This window comes from Rhizomicrobium electricum (assembly GCF_011762045.1).
Lineage (GTDB): Bacteria > Pseudomonadota > Alphaproteobacteria > Micropepsales > Micropepsaceae > Rhizomicrobium > Rhizomicrobium electricum.
In genome coordinates this window covers 328,270-346,067 of record NZ_JAASQS010000006.1, presented here as the reverse complement: position 1 = coordinate 346,067, position 17,798 = coordinate 328,270, and the positions used below count along the sequence as shown (strand labels likewise).

Genomic DNA, 17,798 nt, shown 5'->3' with positions numbered 1-17,798 from the left:
GCGTTTCACCGGCGCGCCAAGAACGCCGCTGGGACTGAAAACCGGTTTCCACATTTCGCCAAAACGCCTTATAAGGCCTCGACTTCTAGAGACGCTGTGCCATGGCTTTTTCGGACGACCTCGGGGGGAATCTGCGCTCGCTGGCGCGCTGGCGCTCGACCGCGCGGGTGCTGGTGGAAGCCCTGCCCTTCATCCTCAAATACGACCAGAAAGTCGTGGTGGTGAAGTTCGGCGGCAACGCCATGGACGAGAACAGTTCCCACGATTTCTCCCAGGACATCGTCCTGATGAAGCAGACCGGCATCGAGCCGGTGGTGGTGCACGGCGGCGGCCCGCAGATCGGGGCGATGCTGAAGAAGCTCGAAATCCCGTCGCAGTTCATCGACGGCTTGCGCGTCACCGACGAGGCCACCATGGACGTGGTCGAGATGGTGCTGATCGGCTCGATCAACAAGCACATCGTCACCGGCATCAACCGCGCCGGCGGCCATGCGGTCGGACTGTCGGGCACCGACTCCAATCTGGTGGTGGCCAAAAAACTCGAACGCATGAAGGTCGATCCCGAGACCCATGAATCGAAGCCGATCGATCTCGGCTTCGTCGGCGAACCGGACGTCGTCAATCCGGAAGTGCTGCGGACCTTCATCAAGTCCGACCTGGTCCCGGTGATCGCGCCGGTCGGCGTCGGCCGCCAGGGCGAGAGCTACAACATCAACGCCGACACCGTGGCGGGCGCCGTCGCCGGTGCGATGCGGGCGGAACGGCTGATCCTGCTCACCGACGTCGAAGGCGTGCTCGACAAGGACGGCAAGCTGATCCCGCGTCTGACGCTGTCGGAAGCGCGCACGCTGATCGCCGACGGCACCATCAAAGGCGGCATGATCCCGAAGATCGAAACCGCCATCGAGGCGGTCGAAAGCGGCGTCAAGGCCGCGGTCATCCTCGACGGGCGCATTCCCCACGTGCTGCTGCTCGAACTCTTTACCGAGCACGGTGCCGGAACCCTGATTACCGCCGAATGAGATGAAACGGGGGGCCGCCGCGTTTCTTGCCGGACTCGGGCTGCTCGCGCTGCCCGCGCAGGCCGGCCTGACGGTGTGCAACCGCACCAGCACCGTCGTCTATGCCGCGACCGCGGCCCTGACCCTGCCCGACGTCAGCGTCAAAGGCTGGACACGCCTCACTCCCGGCACCTGCGCCGAAGCGATCAAAGGCGATCTCACCGCCCAGGCCTATTACCTTTATGCCAAGACCAGCCGCGCCCATGGCGGCACGCCGCGCGCCTGGAGCGGCGCGACGCGGGTCTGCGTCAAGGACAAGGATTTCTCCGCCCGCCTGCCGTTCAATGCGCGCTGCGCCGCGGGCAGCTACGAACTCGACTTCGCCGAAGTCCAAACCCAGCATATGCGGGCCTGGACCACGACCCTGCACGACAATCCCGATCTGCCCAGTCTGGCGGCAGCCGAGCGGGCAGGCTTGAAGCGCCTGCTTGCCGATACGGGCGTCCGCAATGCCATCACCGACAAACAGGTCGATGCCGCGCTCAAGGCTTTCCGCACCCGCGTGCATCTCGCCCCCAACGCACCCACCGCCGCCCTGTTCGATGCCCTCGAAACCGAGGCGATGAAGGCTGCGAGCCCGAGCGGCTACACGCTGTGCAACGACACCGCCGGCGATGTCTATGCCGCAATCGGCTTGTCGATGGTGGCGCTCAAGGGTCCGGTGTTCGTCAGCCGCGGCTGGTGGACGGTCGCCAGCGGGGCCTGCGCGCCGCTGCTCACCGAAAGCATCGCCGGTAAGAAAGTGTGGCTCCGGGTCGAGCGCGGCAAAGGCGCCCCGCTGGTGCAAGGGGCGGCAAAATTCTGCGTCACCAACATCGAATTCGACATCCAGGGACGCGAGCGCTGCGCCGCCCGCGGCCTGGTCGAAGCCGGATTTGCCGAAACCGCCGGCGGCCCGCCCTCCGGCTTTACCGCCCATATCACCGCGGCCGGGCTGGCGGGGCGATAGAAACCTGTCGTTACGGCCGGAAACGATACGGAAATTTACGGTTCGTTCACCACGCCGCCGCGCCCGTTAATCTTCGTGCAAAATCGTGCGCGCAGAATATGCTGATGGGGCGAGAAGGGGCTGGTCCGGTGATCGACAGCATCGCGCACGAAGCAGGTCCGCCGGCGACGGCACCCGATTTCCGCCATGTCGAGACCTGGATCTTCGATCTCGACAACACCCTCTATCACGCCGATTCCAACCTGTTCGCGCAGATCGAATCGCGCATGACCGAGTTCATCGCCCACCGGCTCGACGTCCATCCCGGCGAGGCCTACACCCTGCAGCACTTTTATTTCCGCAGCTACGGCTCGACGCTGCGCGGGCTGATGGAATGCGATCACGTCGATCCCGACGAATTCCTCAATTACGTCCACGACGTCGACCTGTCGCCGCTGCATCCCGAGCCGGCCCTGCGCCCGGCGCTCGAACGCCTCACCGGCCGGCGGGCCGTCTTCACCAACGGCAGCCGCGATCACGCCGAGCGCGTGCTGAAGCAGATCGGCCTCGACGGGCTGTGGGCCGACATCTGGGACATCCACACCATCGGTTTCGTGCCCAAACCGCGCCCCGAAGCCTATGACCGCATCGTCGCGGCCGGCGGTTTCGATCCCCACGCCGCCGCCATGTTCGAGGACACCGCCCGCAACCTCGTGCCCGCCCACGCGCTCGGCATGACCACGGTTTTCATCCGCTCGGACACGCGCTGGTCGATCCAGGGGCCGCAGGTGTCGGCGACGCCGCGCCAGAACTTCAGCTACGAGATTGACGATCTCGCCGATTTCCTCCAGACCATCCGCCTCTGAAGCCCCATTGCCGGACCCGTCATGCCGAACGAGCTCGCCGCCGTCATCGATCGCGCCTGGGACAACCGCGCCGACATCAATGCCTCGACCCAAGGCGACATCCGCGAGGCGGTGGATTCGGCGCTGGCCGGTCTCGATGCCGGGATGGTGCGCGTCGCCGAGAAGAAAGACGGCCACTGGGTCGTCAATCAGTGGCTGAAGAAAGCGATCCTCTTGTCGTTCCGGCTCAACGACAACGTGGCGATCGAAGGCGGCCCCGGCGATACGCTGTGGTGGGACAAGGTGGCGATGAAATTCGCCGGCTGGGACGAAGCGCGTCTGCGCGCCTCGGGCGTGCGCGTGGTGCCGGGCGCGTTCGTACGCCATGCCGCCTATCTGGCGCCGGGCGTGATCGTGATGCCGAGCTTCGTCAATATCGGCGCCCATGTCGGCAAAGGCACCATGATCGACTCGTGGGCCACCATCGGCTCGGCCTGCCAGATCGGCGAGAATTGCCATATCTCGGCCAACGTCGTGATCGGCGGCGTGCTCGAACCGGTGCAGGCCGGACCGGTCATCATCGAAGACAATTGCTTCGTCGGCGCCTGTTCGGCAGTGACCGAAGGCGTCGTCGTCGAAGAAGGCTCGGTGATCGCCATGGGCACCACCATCGGCGCCTCCACCACCATCATCGACCGCGCCACCGGCGAGACTTTCATGGGCCGCGTGCCGGCGTATTCGGTGGTGGTCTCCGGCACCATGGGCGGCGGCGACGGCAAGCCGGCGTTGTACTGCGCCGTCATCGTCAAGCGGGTGGACGCCAAAACCCGCTCGAAAACCTCGATTAACGAGCTGCTACGGCCCTGAATTGACCCGTCCAGGCGGCAAGCGTAAATCCCCCGGATGATCGATCCCGTCCATCTCGCCCAGGCCCTGATCCGGCGGCCGTCCGTGACGCCCGACGACGAGGGCGCGCTCGGCCTTCTCGCCGGAGCGCTGGAACCGCTCGGTTTCGCCATCACCGCCCTGCCGTTTGCCGGCGACGGCGGCCCGCGCACCGAAAATCTCTACGCGCGTATCGGCAGCGAAGGCCCGGTGTTCTGTTTCGCCGGCCATACCGATGTGGTGCCGCCGGGCGATCTCACCTTCTGGAAGCACGATCCGTTCGATGCCGTGATCGAGAACGGCATTCTCTACGGCCGCGGCGCGGTCGACATGAAATCGTCCATCGCCTGTTTCGCGGCGGCGGTGGAACGCCATCTCGCCAAAGGACCGCTGAAGGGCTCTATCGTCTTTCTCATCACCGGCGACGAGGAAGGCGATGCCATCAACGGCACGCCGAAAATGCTGCGCTGGCTGAAAGACAAGGCCATCACCTTCGATCATTGCCTGATCGGCGAGCCGTCGTCGCAAGTGACGGTCGGCGACGGGCTGAAGGTCGGGCGCCGCGGCTCGCTGAACACGCGCGTCACCGTGGAGGGCGTGCAAGGCCATGTCGCCTGGCCGGGAAAAGCGAAGAACCCGGTGCATGCGCTGGCGGAGTTCGTGACGCGGCTGACGGCGACGCCGCTCGACAGCGGCACGGCATTGTTCGATCCCTCGACGCTGGTGTTCACGAGCGTCGATACCGGCAATCCGACCTGCAATCTCATTCCCGCCAAGGCGACGGGCGCCTTCAACATCCGCTTCAGCGATGCGCACAGTTTCGAGTCGCTGAAGACGCATCTGAACACCGCCGCCAAAGCGGTGTCGGACGCGACCGGCTGCACCGTGTCGCTCGACTTCAATCTTTCCGGCGTTGCCGATGCGGTCGGGCCGGGACCGTTCATGGATCTGCTCGACCGCGCCGTCGCGCGCGTCACCGGCACCACCCCGGCGCATTCGACCGGCGGCGGCACCTCGGACGGGCGTTTCATCAAAGACCTTTGCCCGGTGGTGGAACTCGGCCTCGTCAACGCCACCATGCACCAATCCGACGAATGCGTGCCGCTCGCCGACATCGCCCGTCTGACCGACATCTACACCGCGATTCTCAATGACTATTTCGAATAACGCGCCCATTGGGGTCTTCGATTCCGGCATGGGCGGGCTGACCGTCATGCAGGCTCTGGCGGCCAAGCTGCCGGGCGAACGCTTTCTCTATCTCGGCGATACCGCGCGCCTGCCCTACGGCACCAAGAGCGCCGACACCGTGCGCCGCTATGCCTTGCAGGCCGCGCACGCGCTGACCGACCATGGCGTCAAGCTGGTGGTGATCGCCTGCAACACGGCTTCGGTCGGTTTGCCGTACTTACAAGAAGCGCTGGCGCCGATGCCGGTGATCGGCGTGATCGAACCGGGCGCCGCCGCCGCGCTCGCCGTCGCGCCCAACGGCCCCATCGGGGTCATCGCCACCGAAGGAACGGTCAAAGGCGGTGCCTATGTCCGCGCCATTCACGCCCATTCGACCGCGCCGGTGGTGCAGCAGGCTTGCCCGCTGTTCGTGCCGATGGCAGAAGAAGGATTGACCGACGGCCCCATCGCCGAAGCGGTGGCGCATCGCTATCTCGATCCCTTGATGGCGCGCTTGCCGAAACCGAAAGTGCTGGTGCTGGGCTGCACCCATTATCCGGCGCTGAAAGGCGTGATCACCCGCGTGGTCGGGCCGGAGGTGACGCTGGTCGACAGTGCCGCGATTACTGCCAACGCGGTGGAACGGCTGCTGGACGAAAAAGGTCTGCGCGCCACCGAAAAGCCCGGCGAGCATCATTTCTATTGCACCGATGCCCCCGACCGCTTTGCCCGCGTCGGCGAAATCTTCTTCGGCAACCCGATCGATCCGGGTGCGGTGGAACAGGTGGACTTGCAGTAACGCCAGACTGTCATCCCCGGCGAGTGTGAGCGCGAAGCGATCACGCGAGGGAAGGGGACCCAGGTGCTGGAGTTGTTCCGGCCTTCGAAAGTAATCACGGTGCCAAATCGTCAACGGCAATCCAGGCGTCACGACCTGGATCCCCTTCCCCTTCGCCGCTGCGCGGCTTCGGCCGGGGATGACAATAACGCTTAGTAATCCACTTTCACGAAATAAAGCCCGTCCGGCGGTGCGACGGGGCCGCAGCGGGAGCGGTCGCAGGCCTCAAGTGCACTGGCGACATCGCGCGGACGCCATTTGCCTTCGCCGACCAGTTTCAGCGTGCCGACCATCGAGCGCACCTGATGGTGCAGGAATGAGCGCGCCGAGGCTTCGATGGCAATCTCATCCAGCGCGCGGCGCACCGTCAGTTTGTCCAGCGTCTTGACCGGCGACTTGGCCTGACACTCGGAAGCGCGGAAGGTGGTGAAATCGTGCTGGCCGACAAGTTCCTGCGCCGCGGCGTGCATCGCTTCGGCATCGAGATTGTGCACCACATGCCAAGCGTGATCGCGCTCGAGCGCCAGCGGCGCGCGCCGGCAGACGATGCGATAAAGATAATGGCGCGCCTTGGCCGAGAAGCGGGCGTGAAAGTCCGGATCGGCGATTTCAGCCGTCAGCACCGCAATCGGCGACGGACGCACGAAATGGTTCAGCGCATCGCGGACGCGGTCGGGATGGAACTCTTTGACGAGATCGAAATGCGCCACCTGCCCCAGCGCATGCACGCCGGTATCGGTGCGCCCGGCGCCGGTGACGGTGACGGTCTCGGATGAAAAGGACTTAATGGCCGCTTCGAGTGTGCCTTGCACCGACGGGCCGTTGTCCTGCCGCTGCCAGCCGACGAACGGCGTGCCGTCATATTCGACCGTGATGCGATAGCGCGGCATCAGACCAGCACCGTTCCTTTGGCGAGTGTCCAGCCGCGCAACAGATCGGCCGCCGCCATCGCGGCTTTGCCGGGACGCTGCACGCGAGTGAGCCGCACTGCACCGCTGCCGCACGCAATGGTGAGTTGATCGTCGAGCACGGTGCCGGGCGCGCCGCGGCCGTCGACCGGTTCGGCATAGAGAATTTTCAGACGTTCGCCACCCGCTTCACTGAAGGCGCCGGGCCACGGCGACAGCCCTCGGATATGGCAATCGACCTCTGCAGCGGATTGGGTCCAATCGATGCGGGCTTCGTCTTTGAGGATTTTCTTGGCGTAGGTCGCGCCCTCGTCGCCTTGCGGCGTGGCGGTGACGCTGCCGCTTTCGAGCAGCCGCAAGCCTTGCGCCATCAATTTGGCGCCGGTGGCGGCGAGTTCGTCAGTGAGTTCGCCCGCCGTCTTGCGGCCGATGAGGGTTTTCGCGGTGAGGAGATACGGCCCCGTGTCGAGGCCTTCTTCCATCTGCATCACCATCACGCCGGTCTCAGTGTCGCCCGCCATCACGGCGCGCTGGATCGGGGCGGCACCACGCCAGCGCGGCAACAGCGAACCATGCAGATTCCAGCAGCCGAGCCGCGGCGCATCGAGAATCGGCTTGGGTAAGAGGAGGCCGTAGGCGGCGACCACCGCGACGTCGAGATTCAGCGCGGCAAACTCGGCTTGCGGCTCGGCTTTACGCAAACTGACCGGGGTGCGAACTTCAAGGTCGTGCTTGAGCGCCAGAGCGGCGACCGGCGACGGCACTTCTTTCATGCCGCGCCCCTTTGGCCGGGGCGGCTGGGAATAGACGGCCGCGATGTCGTGCCCTTCGGCGATCAATTCGGCGAGCAGCGGCACGGCGAAATCCGGCGTGCCCATAAAGGCGAGTCTGAGAGTCATCCCCCGATACCCTTGTTGTCATTCCCGGCCGCAGGACGCCTCAGCGTCCAGAGGGGAAGGGAATCCAGGAGTAGAAATCTAGCACAACCGCATCCACCTGGGTCCCCTTCCCTTCGCTGCGCCTTGCTTGCTCAGCCGGGGATGACAGGTGGTAGGCGCCTTTACGCCAGTTCCTTCTTCTTCTTTTCCAGCTTGCGGAGCGCCATCGAGCGCTTGAGCCGCGACAGATGGTCGATGAAGAGGGTGCCGTTGAGGTGGTCGATTTCGTGCTGCAGGCAATCGGCGAGGAAACCGTCGGCTTCCAGCGTCTGTTGGTTGCCGTCGCGATCCATGTATTCGACGCGGATGGCGGTGGCGCGCGTCACTTCTTCCCAGATGTCGGGCACCGACAGGCAGCCTTCCTCGAACTTGGCGGTCTCGTCCGAGGCCCACACGATCTTGGGATTGAGGAAGGCCTGGGGCTCGTTCTTGTTCTCTTTCTGGGCGACGTCGATCACCACCACGTTGAGCGACACGCCGATCTGCGGCGCCGCCAGGCCGACGCCATCGGCGGCATACATGGTTTCCAGCATGTCCTCGATCAGCGTGCGGATTTCGCCGTCCACTTTGACGACGTCTTTGCCCGACTGCTTCAGCCGGGGATCGGGGGCGGTCAGGATGGTGCGTTTGGCCATATGCTTCAGATAAGCGCGGGGGCCGTAAGGGTCAAGCCGGGCCGAGAATCGGGTTAAACTGCCGGAAATCCTCGAAGCAGATCAGGGCCATGGACCAGATTTCCGGCGTCGTTCAACTCCTTACCCTCGGTGTGGCATTGGTGACCGGCGCCGCCGTTCTGCTGGTGCTGTTCGGCTTCGGCCGCACGCGGAGCGAGAACGGCGTCGGCGACACCGTCCGCACCGAAGCCGACCGCATCCGCGCCGACAGCGCCGATCAGGCCCGCGCCTTGCGTGAAGAAATCCGCGGCCTGATCAAGGATTTTCAGGCCGCGACCGAGGCCAAGCTCGAGACCGCCGCGACCCAGCAAACCGGCGCCGCGCGCGACACCCGCGAAGCTCTCGCCGCCAGTTTTGCCCAGACCACCGAGATGCTGACCGCCAATCTCAAAGGGCTGGGCGAACACCAGAAAGAGCGCCTCGACACCGTGGTGGCGGAGCTGAAAGGCCTCTCGGACAAACAGGCGCTGGCGGCCGAAGCGCTGCGCCAGACGGTGGAAGGGCGGCTCGACGTTCTCAGGCGCGAGAACTCCGAAAAACTCGACGAGATGCGCCGGACCGTCGACGAAAAGCTGCAGACCGAACTCGAAAAGCGCCTCGGCGAATCGTTCCGCACCGTGACCGAACAGCTCGAACGCGTGCATCAGGGCCTCGGCGAAATGCAGACTCTCGCCACCGGCGTCGGCGACCTGAAAAGAGTGCTGTCGAACGTCAAGACGCGCGGCATCCTGGGCGAAGTGCAGCTCGGCATGCTGCTCGATCAGATCCTGGCGCCGAACCAGTACGCCACCAACGTGGCGGTGACGCCGGGCAGCGCCGACCGGGTCGAATTCGCCATCCGCCTGCCGGGCCGCGACGACGGCGACGAGATCTTGATGCCGATCGATTCCAAATTCCCGCAGGAAGATTATCTGCGTCTGGTCGAAGCCTCGGAACGCGGCGATGCCGATGCGGTGAAGACGGCGGGCGATGCCTTGGAAGTGCGCGTCAAACAATGCGCCAAGACCATCCACGACAAGTACATCGTGCCGCCCTATACCACCGACACCGCCATCCTGTTCCTGCCGATGGAAGGCCTGTTCGCCGAAGTCGTGCGCCGCACCGGGGTGATCGAGGAAATCCAGCGCAACTATCACGTCACCATCGCCGGGCCGACCACGCTGACGGCGCAGATGTCCGCCTTCGCGATGGGCTTCAGGACGATGGCGTTGCAGAAGCGCTCGGGCGAAGTGTGGAAGGTGCTGGGCGCGGTGCGGGCCGAATTCGCCAAGCATGGCGAGGTGGTGGAAAAGCTGAAGAAGCAGCTCGGCGCCGCCGCCAACACCATCGACGCCCTCGACACCCGCACCAATGTAATGAACCGCCGCTTGCGCGACGTCGAAATGTTGCCCGCCGGGGAAGCGCAGGATCTGCTCGGCCTTCCGGGGCCGGACGCGGAATAGGCCGCCCGATCCGGCCACCGGGCTCATTTGTCGTATTCGCTTACAATCTAACAATTCCGACAGGAACTACGGCCGATTTCCTAACGCTCTCTGCTGGCATACCGCTTGCTCTCCCGCCTGCCGACAACCGAGGAGGGAAAGACATGCGGGTAAAATTTTCACACCTGTGTGCATGGATCGTGGCGGCGTTTTGCATGACGACAGCCGTCGCCAATGCGTATGTGTATCACTACACCACGATCGATCTTCCGGGTGCGACGGACACCTGGGTTCTGGGCATCAACAACAAAGGCCAAGTCGTAGGGAAATCTGAGAACGCGAGCGGCTTCAGCGCCTTCGTGTATCAGGGCGGCAGCTTCACCAGTTTCACCCGTCCCGGCGCGAAAGCCACCGACGCCTCAGGCATCAACGACCACGGCGTCATCGCGGGCACCTGGAAGGATGCGAGCTACCATAGCCACGGCTACATCTTCGACGGGACGAGCTTCACCGACATCAACCGGCCGGGTGCGGACTACACCAACGTCACGGCCATCAACAATTGGAACCAAGTCGTTGGCTCCAGCGACACGGGCTTTTCGTCGAGCGGCTTTCTCTATAGCGGCGGCTCCTTCACCGACATCAAACAGCCGAGCGCCGAATCCACCCAGCCGGCCGGCATCAACAGCAGCGGCACCATCGTCGGCGAGTACTGGCTCGGCGGAGCCAACGGCTTCATCGACAAAAGCGGCGTGCTGACGACCATCAACCGGCCGGGCGCCGGCGCCACGACCTTCAACGGCATCAACACCTACGGCGCCATTGTCGGCCAGAGCGATTACGATACCGGCTTCCTTTATCTCAGCGGGCTCTACCTGCCGATCAATTTTCCCGGCTCTAATTTCACCGACCCCACTGGCATCAACGATGCCGGTACGATTGTCGGCACCTACGGCGACGACAAGGAGAACTATCACGGGTTCATCGCCACCCTGGTCGATACCCCGGAACCGGCCTCGCTGCCGGTGTTCTTCGCCAGCACACTGATGCTGGGACTATTCGGATTGCGGCGCCAGAAGCGCTAGCGGTTCGCCCATGACGCGCGCCGGGAGCGACAGCCCGGCGCGCCCTATTTCTTCGGCAAATCCTGCAGCAGCTTGAGGGCTTCGGCGTCACTCAAGAGATCGAAGCGTTCGGCGCCGTAATAGCTGAGCGCCTGTTCGAGGAAGCGGCGGTCGTCCTTGTGACCGGCTTGCGGCGCCAGGCGCGTGACGATGGCTTTGGCGTGCTGTGCCGCGGGGACGGCGTAGACCCAACTGCCATCCGACAGATTGTGGATGCGGCACTCGGGACGGATCGTCAGCGCGTAGCCGCCGTCGACGGATTTCAGATAGCCCTGCCGAACCGGATCGATGCGGGCGATGATCGCGGCGGCACGGACCCAGCCGGTGACCTTGGCATCGTGATCGTTCGACGGCGCCTGATGGGCGCAGACCTGCACCAGCACCTCGTCCGCCGGAAGCCCGCGCGCCATCGCTTCGGCAAGGCCGATGACGTGATGCGACGAGGTTCCGCCGATGGTCGATTCATAAGAAACGACACCCTTGTCGCTCCAATGCAGCACCAGGCGCTTGGCCCAATCGTGCCACAGCACCGCCGCATCGAGCGTGCCGCGGTCATAAGCGTTCGGGTTGCCGGTCACGGCGCGCCACCGTGCCACCATGTCGTGGGCGGCGTGGAGATTGAACGCGATGTGATCGGCCAACCCGCCGGGCCAGGAATGGTGGCTGTCTTCTTCGCTGCCGGGCGTGGCGAGGAACGGCGCCGACGTGTGCACGCAGGTGCCGTCGGTCTTGACCGGATAGCCGTAGAGACTGCGCGTTGCCGCCGCGGCGTCGGTCACCAGACCCTGGCGCACGAGTTCGTCGACCACGGCGCGGCGTGTCTCTGCGGTTTCGTTCCGGCGATAGGCGATGCAGGTGTCGGAGACCAAGAGTCCGTCCTGGGTCGGCGCGCGCATCGTGTCCGGCAGCGCCGTGATCGTGGTTTCGATGGTTTTGAGCGACTGCGCCACCGCGGGCGAGGCCGCGGCCAGCGCAGCGGCGTCGCTATCGGAAAACTCCGCCGAAGCCGGCGCGATCAAAAGAAGGCCGACAAGACCGTACCAGCGCATGCTAGTCCCCTTACAGCGAACGGCGCGCCTTGAAGGCGGCCGACAGCGTTCCTTCATCGAGATAATCGAGTTCGCCGCCGACCGGCACGCCATGCGCCAGCCGCGTGACCTTGACGCCCGTTTCGGCCAGCGCATCGAGCAGGTAATGCGCCGTGGTCTGGCCTTCGACCGTCGCATTCATGGCGAGGATGATTTCCTCGACGCCCTGTTTGGCGCGGTCGATCAGCGAACCGACATTCAGCCGCTCCGGCGTGATGCCGTCGAGCGCCGACAGCGCGCCGCCGAGCACATGATAGCGGCCTTTGAACACGCCGGCGCGTTCCAGCGCCCACAGATCGGCGACGTCTTCCACCACGCACAAGACGCGGCCTTCGCGGCGCGGATCGCAGCAGAGGGCGCATGGCGAAGCGGTATCGAGGTTGCCGCAAATCTCGCAGGTTTTGATCGCACGCGCGGCGTCGGTAAGGGCGAGCGCCAGCGGCTCCATCAGGACTTCGCGCTTCTTGAGCAGATCGAGCGCCGCCCGGCGGGCCGAGCGCGGTCCCAATCCCGGCAGCTTCGCCAGGAGTTGGATCAGCCGTTCGATCTCGGGACCGATTGCAGACACTAGTCTTCTTCGCTTTCCGGCATCGGCGCTTCGATTTCGGCCGCTTCGGGCACTACGTCACGCACGGCGATGATTTCGGCGCCGGGGAAACGGTCCATCACGGCGCGCACCAAGGGCTGCTGCAGCACCGCTTCGTGACGGGCCTGCTTGGCGGCCTTCTTCTGCTCGGCAATGGTCGGCGCACCGCCGTCGCGCACCACCGTCACCGTCCAGCGCTGGCCGGTCCAATCCTTCAGCTTCTGCGTCAGATCGGCGGCGAGCGTACGCGGCGCGCGTTCGCTGGGGCGGAACTCGATCAAGCCCGGCTCCAGACGCACGAGGTGCACGTCGTTTTCGAGATTCACCTTGAGGAGGCGCGCGCCCCGCTCGTTGGCAAAGGCGGCGATCTCTTCCAGCGAGCGGAACACCGGGCCTTCGCCGGCCTGCGCCACCGGGGCGGGCGCCGCCATCGCGACCGGACGCTCGTTGGTCATCGCCATGCGCGGACCGTTGCCCGCGGGCGCGCCGCCGGGCGCGGGCGTGCGGGGTGCGGCGGGCGCGTTGCCGTCCATCAGATCGCGCACCAGCTTGTCGGCGGGCGGCAGATCGGCGGCATAAGCGAGGCGGATCAGCGCCATTTCCAGCGCCTGCATCGGGCGAGCGGCATCGCGCACCTCGAACAGGCCTTTCAGCAGCATGGTCCAGGCGCGGGTCAGCGACGGTACCGAGAGCTTGGCCGCCATGTCGGCGGACCGCTTGGCTTCCGAGGAGGCGCCGTCGAAGAAGCCTTCGGCGCCGGGCGCCACTTTGATGCGGGTGAGAAAATGCGTGATCTCCAAAAGATCCTGCATCACCGCCAAGGGATCGGCGCCGCGGTCGTAAAGCTCGCCGAGGCCGGTCAGCGCGACCGCGATCTCGCCGCCCATCACTTTTTCGAACAGATCGAGCACCCGGCCGCGGTCGGCCAAGCCCAACATGCCGCGAATGATGTCGGCGGTGATCACCTCTTCGGTGCCGTGGGCGATGGCCTGATCGAGCAGCGACAGCGAATCGCGCACCGAGCCTTCGGCGGCGCGGGCGACCAACGCCAGTGCCGGCTCTTCGATTCGGACGCCTTCCTGCCCGGCGATATTGGCGAGGTGCTTGACCAGTTCCGCCGTCTCGACCCGGCGCAGGTCGAAGCGCTGGCAGCGCGACAGCACCGTCACCGGCACTTTGCGGATTTCGGTGGTGGCGAACACGAATTTCACATGCGGCGGCGGCTCTTCCAGCGTCTTGAGCAGGCCGTTGAAGGCCTGCTTCGACAGCATGTGCACTTCGTCGATGATGTAGACCTTGTAGCGCGCGCTGGCCGGGGCATAGCGCACACCCTCGATGATCTCGCGCACGTCGTCGATGCCGGTGCGAGAGGCGGCGTCCATCTCTTGCACATCGACATGACGGGATTCGGCAATGGCCCGGCAAGGTTCGCATTCTCCGCAGGGATGGATGGTCGGCTCGGTCCGCTTGCCGTCCGGCCCGATGCAGTTCAGCGCCCTGGCGATGATGCGGGCCGTGGTGGTTTTGCCCACCCCGCGCACGCCTGTCAGCATGAAGGCATGGGCGATCCGGCCGGTGGCAAACGCATTGGACAGTGTTCGGACCAGGGCTTCCTGGCCGATCAGTCCGGTGAAATCGGAGGGGCGGTATTTGCGGGCCAGGACCTTGTAATCGCCGGATGACGCCGCAGCTGACGAGCCGGGCGCCGGGCCTAAACCAAGGGAGGGTGCCTCTGTGTCGTCCATGGCCGCCTGAAGATTAGGTGGGAACCGGCGACGACCCGGACCGGATTCGTTACGGCTGCTTCCTTCCGGACCTGACCGGGTTGGCGAGCGTTCCGTCCGCCACCGGTTCCCGAAACGGATATAGAGCCCCTCGCCGCAGAATGCGAGTCGCCGTTTGATATGAAGCTGTTGGCGGGTTGACCGGATACGTTACGGCGCTCGTATGTGGACGCACCTCGCCCGTCCGGACCTGCCCTGGCGCCCACTCCCGCCGGTTGCAGCGGCTCTGCAGAGATTGCCGTTGCCGACGGCCAGTCCGGAAGATAATCCAGGTCGGGAAAGGTGTTAGTCCCCATGCTCCCGTTTACCGGAAATCCCCTCGACCGCCGCTCGGACAAACGCGGGGACACCGCCTGGGTGGCCGAACGGCTGGTCGGCGCCCGGATTTTGCCGCTGTGGCAAGGCCAGGTGCTGCTGACCGGGTCGCCGGTGCTCAAGGCAGCCGCGGTGCCGCTCGAGGTGGTGCAGGCCCTGGCCACACCGAAAGCGGTGATGGTGTTTCTCGGGCTCGAAGAGGCCGACCTGGGCGAAGGCCGGGGCGTGTTCGCCTTCGACGTGACGGACCATCCCGATGCGCCCGACCTGCTGAAACCGTATGGCGAATTCCGCGACCTGCGCACCTCGTCGCTGGTCCTCCGGCGGAAGGACCTTGCGATCCTGTCCCAGGCCAAGGGGATGATCGAGTGGCACAGCCGCAACGGCTTCTGCGCCCGCTGCGGCACCAAGACCGAAACCGCCGACGCCGGCACCAAGCGCGTCTGTCCCTTGTGCGGCGCCGAGCATTTCCCGCGCACCGATCCGGCCGTCATCATGCTGGCGACCTATGGCGAGCGCTGCCTCTTGGCGCGCAATGTCAATTGGGCGCCGGAGTTCTATTCCTGCCTCGCCGGGTTCATGGAGCCGGGCGAAAGCATCGAGGAAGCGGTACGGCGCGAACTGCAAGAGGAAGCCGGTATTGTCACCGGCGCGGTGCGCTATTTCGCCTGCCAACCCTGGCCGTTTCCCGCCGCTCTGATGATCGGCTGCTATGCCGAGGCCGAGAGCGACGCCCTCAAACTCGACCCCACCGAAATCGCCGATGCCGTCTGGTACAGCCGCGACGAAGCCCGCGCGCTCCTGGAAGGCCAGATCGAAGGCCGCCGCGGCCCGATGAAAGCCGCGATCGCGTGGTATCTGCTCGATGGATGGGTGAGAGGGTGACTTGAGGTCTGTTAACAAGATTCGTCGCCCCCTTGAAAAACAACTTTGCTTTCAAACGCTTACAAAATCACCTTTACTTGACATGCAGCCCATCATCGGCATGCTTAGTTTCTTCCCTGACTCACACGAATAAGGCTTGCAAGAAAGCTCAATGGCGAAGTGTGCCTTGACGTTTTTTGGAGGCGTTCGTGCGGAACGATTTCGAATTTGGATTTCTCAAAGCCCATGACTGGGGAATCGTCGGAGCCGTTATCGTTGCGCTGGCGATGATCGCGTTTCCATTGATAGCGCTGCACGAGATTTCGCCATGGACGGTGCTGGCTACAGGCTTGGCGTTCCTTGCTGCAACCGCGCGAAAGTTCTTTTCCACCACCCTGTCATCCCCGGCCGAGCATTCCGAAGCACCGTGTGCGGAGGAATGCGAGGGGAAGGGGACCCAGGTGGAGACGCAGGCACGCTCTGGCAGAACTGGCCGTGCAAAAATTTCAGAGGGCAAGCAGGTTTCAATACCTGGGTCCGCCAACCACGCTGACGCTATGGCGTCCCTCGCCCGCGCCACCAAAAGCGTGCCGCCCCTAAAGCAGCCAGCGGCGCGAGATCGCCGGGGATGACACCGGGGGTGGGGCAAACGCACCCAGGAAAGTCCCACAAAGCACTCTTTTTCGGGTAAAGGTTCCGGCTTAGCCTGATCGGCAAGAACAAGGCTTGGGGAGTTCGGTAATGCGTATTGGCGCGGGGGCGTTGATTTTTGCCGCGTTGGGTGCGGGGGCTTTCGCGCAAGGCACGCCGGCGACTTGCCGGGCTTTGGCCGAGCTCAAGTTCGAGGCCGTCAAGATCACGGCGGCGGAACACGTGGCGCCGGGCTGGGCGTTTCCCAAATCGCCGTTCAACACCTTTCTCGGTCCCAAGGCCGAGGCCAAAAGCTCGTTCTGCCGGGTGGCGCTGATCATCGACAAGGAGATCAAGGCCGAGGTCTGGCTGCCCGACATCTGGAACCGCCGCTTCGAAGGCATCGGCAACGGCGGCCTGACCGGCGCGATCAATTATCCCGGCATGGCGCAGGCGGTGCGGGAGGGCTTCGCCGCCGCCTCGACCGATACCGGCCACGAAACCCCGGAAGGCTTTTTCGATACGAGCTGGGTCGCCGGTCATCCCGAGCGGGTCGAGAATTTCGCCTATCGCGGCCATCACCTGATGGCGGTCAACGCCAAGAAGATCATCGCCGCCTATTACGGCCACGAGCCGAAGAAGAACTATTTCAGCGGCTGCTCGTCGGGCGGCTGGCAGGCCCTCTCCGAAGCGCAGCGCTATCCCGAAGATTATGACGGCATCGTCGCCGGCGCCCCGGCGATCAATTTCGTGCGGCTGCAATCGCTTGGCTTCGTGCAGGCCTGGCAGGCCCGGCGGACGCCGAAAGGCGATCTCTCCGCCGCCAAGCTGTCGTATGTCGCCAAAGCGATGGTCGCCCAATGCGACGGCAGCGACGGCGTCAGGGACGGCTTCATCACCGATCCGAGAAGCTGCAAATTCGACTGGTCGAAACTGCTGTGCAAAACGGGCGACAAGCCGGATTGCCTGACGCGGGCACAGATCGCGCGCGCCAAAACCTTATACGGCCCGCAGACCACGCCGCGCGGGCTGAAGCTCTATCCCGGCCTGCCGCTGGGCGTCACCTCCGCCTTCGGACCGCACTCGATCGCGCCCGGCCGCGATCCGTTCAAGGATTCGATGATGATCCAGGCGCTGAAGCAGAAGCCGGCCTGGAGCGTCGCCCGCTACGATCCCGATCGCGACTTGGCGCCGATCGACAAGGAACTCGGCGGGATGCTGAACGCCACCAATCCCGATCTGTCCGCCTTCAAGGCGCATGGCGGCAAGCTCTTGATGTATCACGGCTGGGCCGACGGGCTTTTGTCGCCTTACAACACGCTCGATTATTTCCAGGCCGTCGAAGCCAAGACGCCGGGCGCGGACAATTTCGTGCGCCTGTTCATGATCCCGTCGATGGGCCATTGCGGCGGCGGCGAAGGACCGAACGGCTTCGATTCCAACGCCGCCATCGTGTCGTGGGTCGAAACCGGCGATGCGCCGGACGAGATCACCGGCTATCACACCGACAAGGACGGCGTGATCGGCATGACGCGGCCGCTCTGCGCCGAACCGAAAGTGGCGGTCTACAAAGGCTCGGGCCCGACCGATCAGGCGTCGAGCTTCGTCTGCCGGATTCCCGGCACGCCCACCGTCAGCAATGTGCCCCCTCGGCGCGTGGCCGACAGCAAACGCACGCCGGCGAAGATCGAGCGCGTGTCGGTTCCGATCAAACGATAACGTTTTTTGGGTCGCGCTTCCTA

At 64.7% G+C, this 17,798-nt stretch carries 17 protein-coding genes and 1 other RNA gene; 11 read left to right on the top strand and 7 right to left on the bottom strand.

What is annotated here, in order from left to right; genetic code table 11:
• Positions 1-101 precede the first annotated feature (101 nt).
• From argB to murI, 6 genes are all read left to right on the top strand, one after another.
• Entirely contained in the window at positions 102-1,022 is a 921-nt protein-coding gene (gene argB / locus FHS84_RS14095; protein WP_208393875.1) for an acetylglutamate kinase, read from the top strand.
• A gap of 1 nt (position 1,023) precedes the next feature.
• A complete protein-coding gene (locus FHS84_RS14090) occupies positions 1,024-2,010 on the top strand; it encodes a DUF1036 domain-containing protein (protein ID WP_166935357.1) in 987 nt (328 codons plus the stop codon).
• Between the two features lie 104 nt (positions 2,011-2,114).
• Positions 2,115-2,855 carry a pyrimidine 5'-nucleotidase gene (locus FHS84_RS14085; protein WP_166935355.1) on the top strand — a complete coding sequence of 247 codons (741 nt, stop codon included), beginning with the start codon at positions 2,115-2,117 and terminating at the stop codon, positions 2,853-2,855.
• Between the two features lie 21 nt (positions 2,856-2,876).
• Positions 2,877-3,701: a 2,3,4,5-tetrahydropyridine-2,6-dicarboxylate N-succinyltransferase gene (dapD, locus tag FHS84_RS14080; protein ID WP_166935353.1), complete on the top strand. Its 825-nt coding sequence runs from the start codon at positions 2,877-2,879 to the stop codon at positions 3,699-3,701.
• Positions 3,702-3,737: 36 nt separating this feature from the next.
• A complete protein-coding gene (gene dapE / locus FHS84_RS14075) occupies positions 3,738-4,886 on the top strand; it encodes a succinyl-diaminopimelate desuccinylase (protein WP_166935351.1) in 1,149 nt (382 codons plus the stop codon).
• Positions 4,870-5,685, top strand: a complete 816-nt coding sequence (gene murI, locus FHS84_RS14070) for a glutamate racemase (protein WP_166935349.1) — start codon at positions 4,870-4,872, stop codon at positions 5,683-5,685. The genes dapE and murI overlap by 17 nt, the downstream gene beginning before the upstream one ends.
• A 191-nt stretch (positions 5,686-5,876) precedes the next feature.
• Here the strand turns inward: murI and truA are convergent, their stop codons facing one another.
• The 3 genes from truA to def all read right to left on the bottom strand — a co-directional run bounded on the left by truA (position 5,877) and on the right by def (position 8,205).
• Positions 5,877-6,614 carry a tRNA pseudouridine(38-40) synthase TruA gene (gene truA, locus FHS84_RS14065; protein WP_166935347.1) on the bottom strand — a complete coding sequence of 246 codons (738 nt, stop codon included), beginning with the start codon at positions 6,612-6,614 and terminating at the stop codon, positions 5,877-5,879.
• Complete coding sequence (gene fmt, locus FHS84_RS14060; RefSeq protein WP_166935345.1) at positions 6,614-7,531, bottom strand: methionyl-tRNA formyltransferase; 918 nt, start codon at positions 7,529-7,531, stop codon at positions 6,614-6,616. The genes truA and fmt overlap by 1 nt, the downstream gene beginning before the upstream one ends.
• 161 nt (positions 7,532-7,692) lie before the next feature.
• Positions 7,693-8,205, bottom strand: coding sequence for a peptide deformylase (gene def, locus FHS84_RS14055; RefSeq protein ID WP_166935343.1), 513 nt, complete (start codon positions 8,203-8,205; stop codon positions 7,693-7,695).
• Between the two features lie 89 nt (positions 8,206-8,294).
• On the opposite strand from def, the gene FHS84_RS14050 reads away from it, so the two are divergent.
• Together FHS84_RS14050 and FHS84_RS14045 are read left to right on the top strand one after the other, a co-directional pair.
• Positions 8,295-9,686: a DNA recombination protein RmuC gene (locus FHS84_RS14050; protein WP_166935341.1), complete on the top strand. Its 1,392-nt coding sequence runs from the start codon at positions 8,295-8,297 to the stop codon at positions 9,684-9,686.
• A 194-nt stretch (positions 9,687-9,880) separates the two neighbouring features.
• Positions 9,881-10,750: a hypothetical protein gene (locus FHS84_RS14045; RefSeq protein WP_166935339.1), complete on the top strand. Its 870-nt coding sequence runs from the start codon at positions 9,881-9,883 to the stop codon at positions 10,748-10,750.
• A 44-nt stretch (positions 10,751-10,794) separates the two neighbouring features.
• Here the strand turns inward: FHS84_RS14045 and FHS84_RS14040 are convergent, their stop codons facing one another.
• The 4 genes from FHS84_RS14040 to ffs form a co-directional block, all read right to left on the bottom strand.
• Complete coding sequence (locus tag FHS84_RS14040; protein WP_166935336.1) at positions 10,795-11,838, bottom strand: hypothetical protein; 1,044 nt, start codon at positions 11,836-11,838, stop codon at positions 10,795-10,797.
• Between the two features lie 10 nt (positions 11,839-11,848).
• The gene (recR, locus tag FHS84_RS14035) at positions 11,849-12,445 is read right to left on the bottom strand and encodes a recombination mediator RecR (RefSeq protein ID WP_166935334.1); all 597 of its coding nucleotides are present in this window, start codon (positions 12,443-12,445) and stop codon (positions 11,849-11,851) included.
• Positions 12,445-14,208: a DNA polymerase III subunit gamma/tau gene (locus FHS84_RS14030; RefSeq protein ID WP_166935332.1), complete on the bottom strand. Its 1,764-nt coding sequence runs from the start codon at positions 14,206-14,208 to the stop codon at positions 12,445-12,447. Before FHS84_RS14030 ends, recR begins: the two co-directional genes overlap by 1 nt.
• Before the next feature lie 16 nt (positions 14,209-14,224).
• Positions 14,225-14,319: signal recognition particle sRNA small type (ffs, locus tag FHS84_RS14025), an RNA gene on the bottom strand.
• Positions 14,320-14,541: 222 nt separating this feature from the next.
• On the opposite strand from ffs, the gene nudC reads away from it, so the two are divergent.
• The 3 genes from nudC to FHS84_RS14010 all read left to right on the top strand — a co-directional run bounded on the left by nudC (position 14,542) and on the right by FHS84_RS14010 (position 17,775).
• Positions 14,542-15,447: an NAD(+) diphosphatase gene (gene nudC, locus FHS84_RS14020; protein ID WP_166935330.1), complete on the top strand. Its 906-nt coding sequence runs from the start codon at positions 14,542-14,544 to the stop codon at positions 15,445-15,447.
• 188 nt (positions 15,448-15,635) lie between these two features.
• Complete coding sequence (locus FHS84_RS14015; protein ID WP_166935328.1) at positions 15,636-16,058, top strand: hypothetical protein; 423 nt, start codon at positions 15,636-15,638, stop codon at positions 16,056-16,058.
• A 109-nt stretch (positions 16,059-16,167) separates the two neighbouring features.
• Entirely contained in the window at positions 16,168-17,775 is a 1,608-nt protein-coding gene (locus tag FHS84_RS14010; protein WP_166935326.1) for a tannase/feruloyl esterase family alpha/beta hydrolase, read from the top strand.
• The last annotated feature ends 23 nt before the right edge of the window (positions 17,776-17,798 follow it).

Excerpts from the sequence above, each read along its gene's own strand:
- argB (WP_208393875.1), top strand. The coding sequence starts at position 102 with ATGGCTTTTTCGGACGACCTCGGGGGGAATCTGCGCTCGCTGGCGCGC.
- FHS84_RS14090 (WP_166935357.1), top strand. The coding sequence starts at position 1,024 with ATGAAACGGGGGGCCGCCGCGTTTCTTGCCGGACTCGGGCTGCTCGCG.
- FHS84_RS14085 (WP_166935355.1), top strand. The coding sequence starts at position 2,115 with ATGGGGCGAGAAGGGGCTGGTCCGGTGATCGACAGCATCGCGCACGAA.
- dapD (WP_166935353.1), top strand. The coding sequence starts at position 2,877 with ATGCCGAACGAGCTCGCCGCCGTCATCGATCGCGCCTGGGACAACCGC.
- dapE (WP_166935351.1), top strand. The coding sequence starts at position 3,738 with ATGATCGATCCCGTCCATCTCGCCCAGGCCCTGATCCGGCGGCCGTCC.
- murI (WP_166935349.1), top strand. The coding sequence starts at position 4,870 with ATGACTATTTCGAATAACGCGCCCATTGGGGTCTTCGATTCCGGCATG.
- truA (WP_166935347.1), bottom strand. The coding sequence starts at position 6,614 with ATGCCGCGCTATCGCATCACGGTCGAATATGACGGCACGCCGTTCGTC.
- fmt (WP_166935345.1), bottom strand. The coding sequence starts at position 7,531 with ATGACTCTCAGACTCGCCTTTATGGGCACGCCGGATTTCGCCGTGCCG.
- def (WP_166935343.1), bottom strand. The coding sequence starts at position 8,205 with ATGGCCAAACGCACCATCCTGACCGCCCCCGATCCCCGGCTGAAGCAG.
- FHS84_RS14050 (WP_166935341.1), top strand. The coding sequence starts at position 8,295 with ATGGACCAGATTTCCGGCGTCGTTCAACTCCTTACCCTCGGTGTGGCA.
- FHS84_RS14045 (WP_166935339.1), top strand. The coding sequence starts at position 9,881 with ATGACGACAGCCGTCGCCAATGCGTATGTGTATCACTACACCACGATC.
- FHS84_RS14040 (WP_166935336.1), bottom strand. The coding sequence starts at position 11,838 with ATGCGCTGGTACGGTCTTGTCGGCCTTCTTTTGATCGCGCCGGCTTCG.
- FHS84_RS14030 (WP_166935332.1), bottom strand. The coding sequence starts at position 14,208 with ATGGACGACACAGAGGCACCCTCCCTTGGTTTAGGCCCGGCGCCCGGC.
- nudC (WP_166935330.1), top strand. The coding sequence starts at position 14,542 with ATGCTCCCGTTTACCGGAAATCCCCTCGACCGCCGCTCGGACAAACGC.
- FHS84_RS14010 (WP_166935326.1), top strand. The coding sequence starts at position 16,168 with ATGCGTATTGGCGCGGGGGCGTTGATTTTTGCCGCGTTGGGTGCGGGG.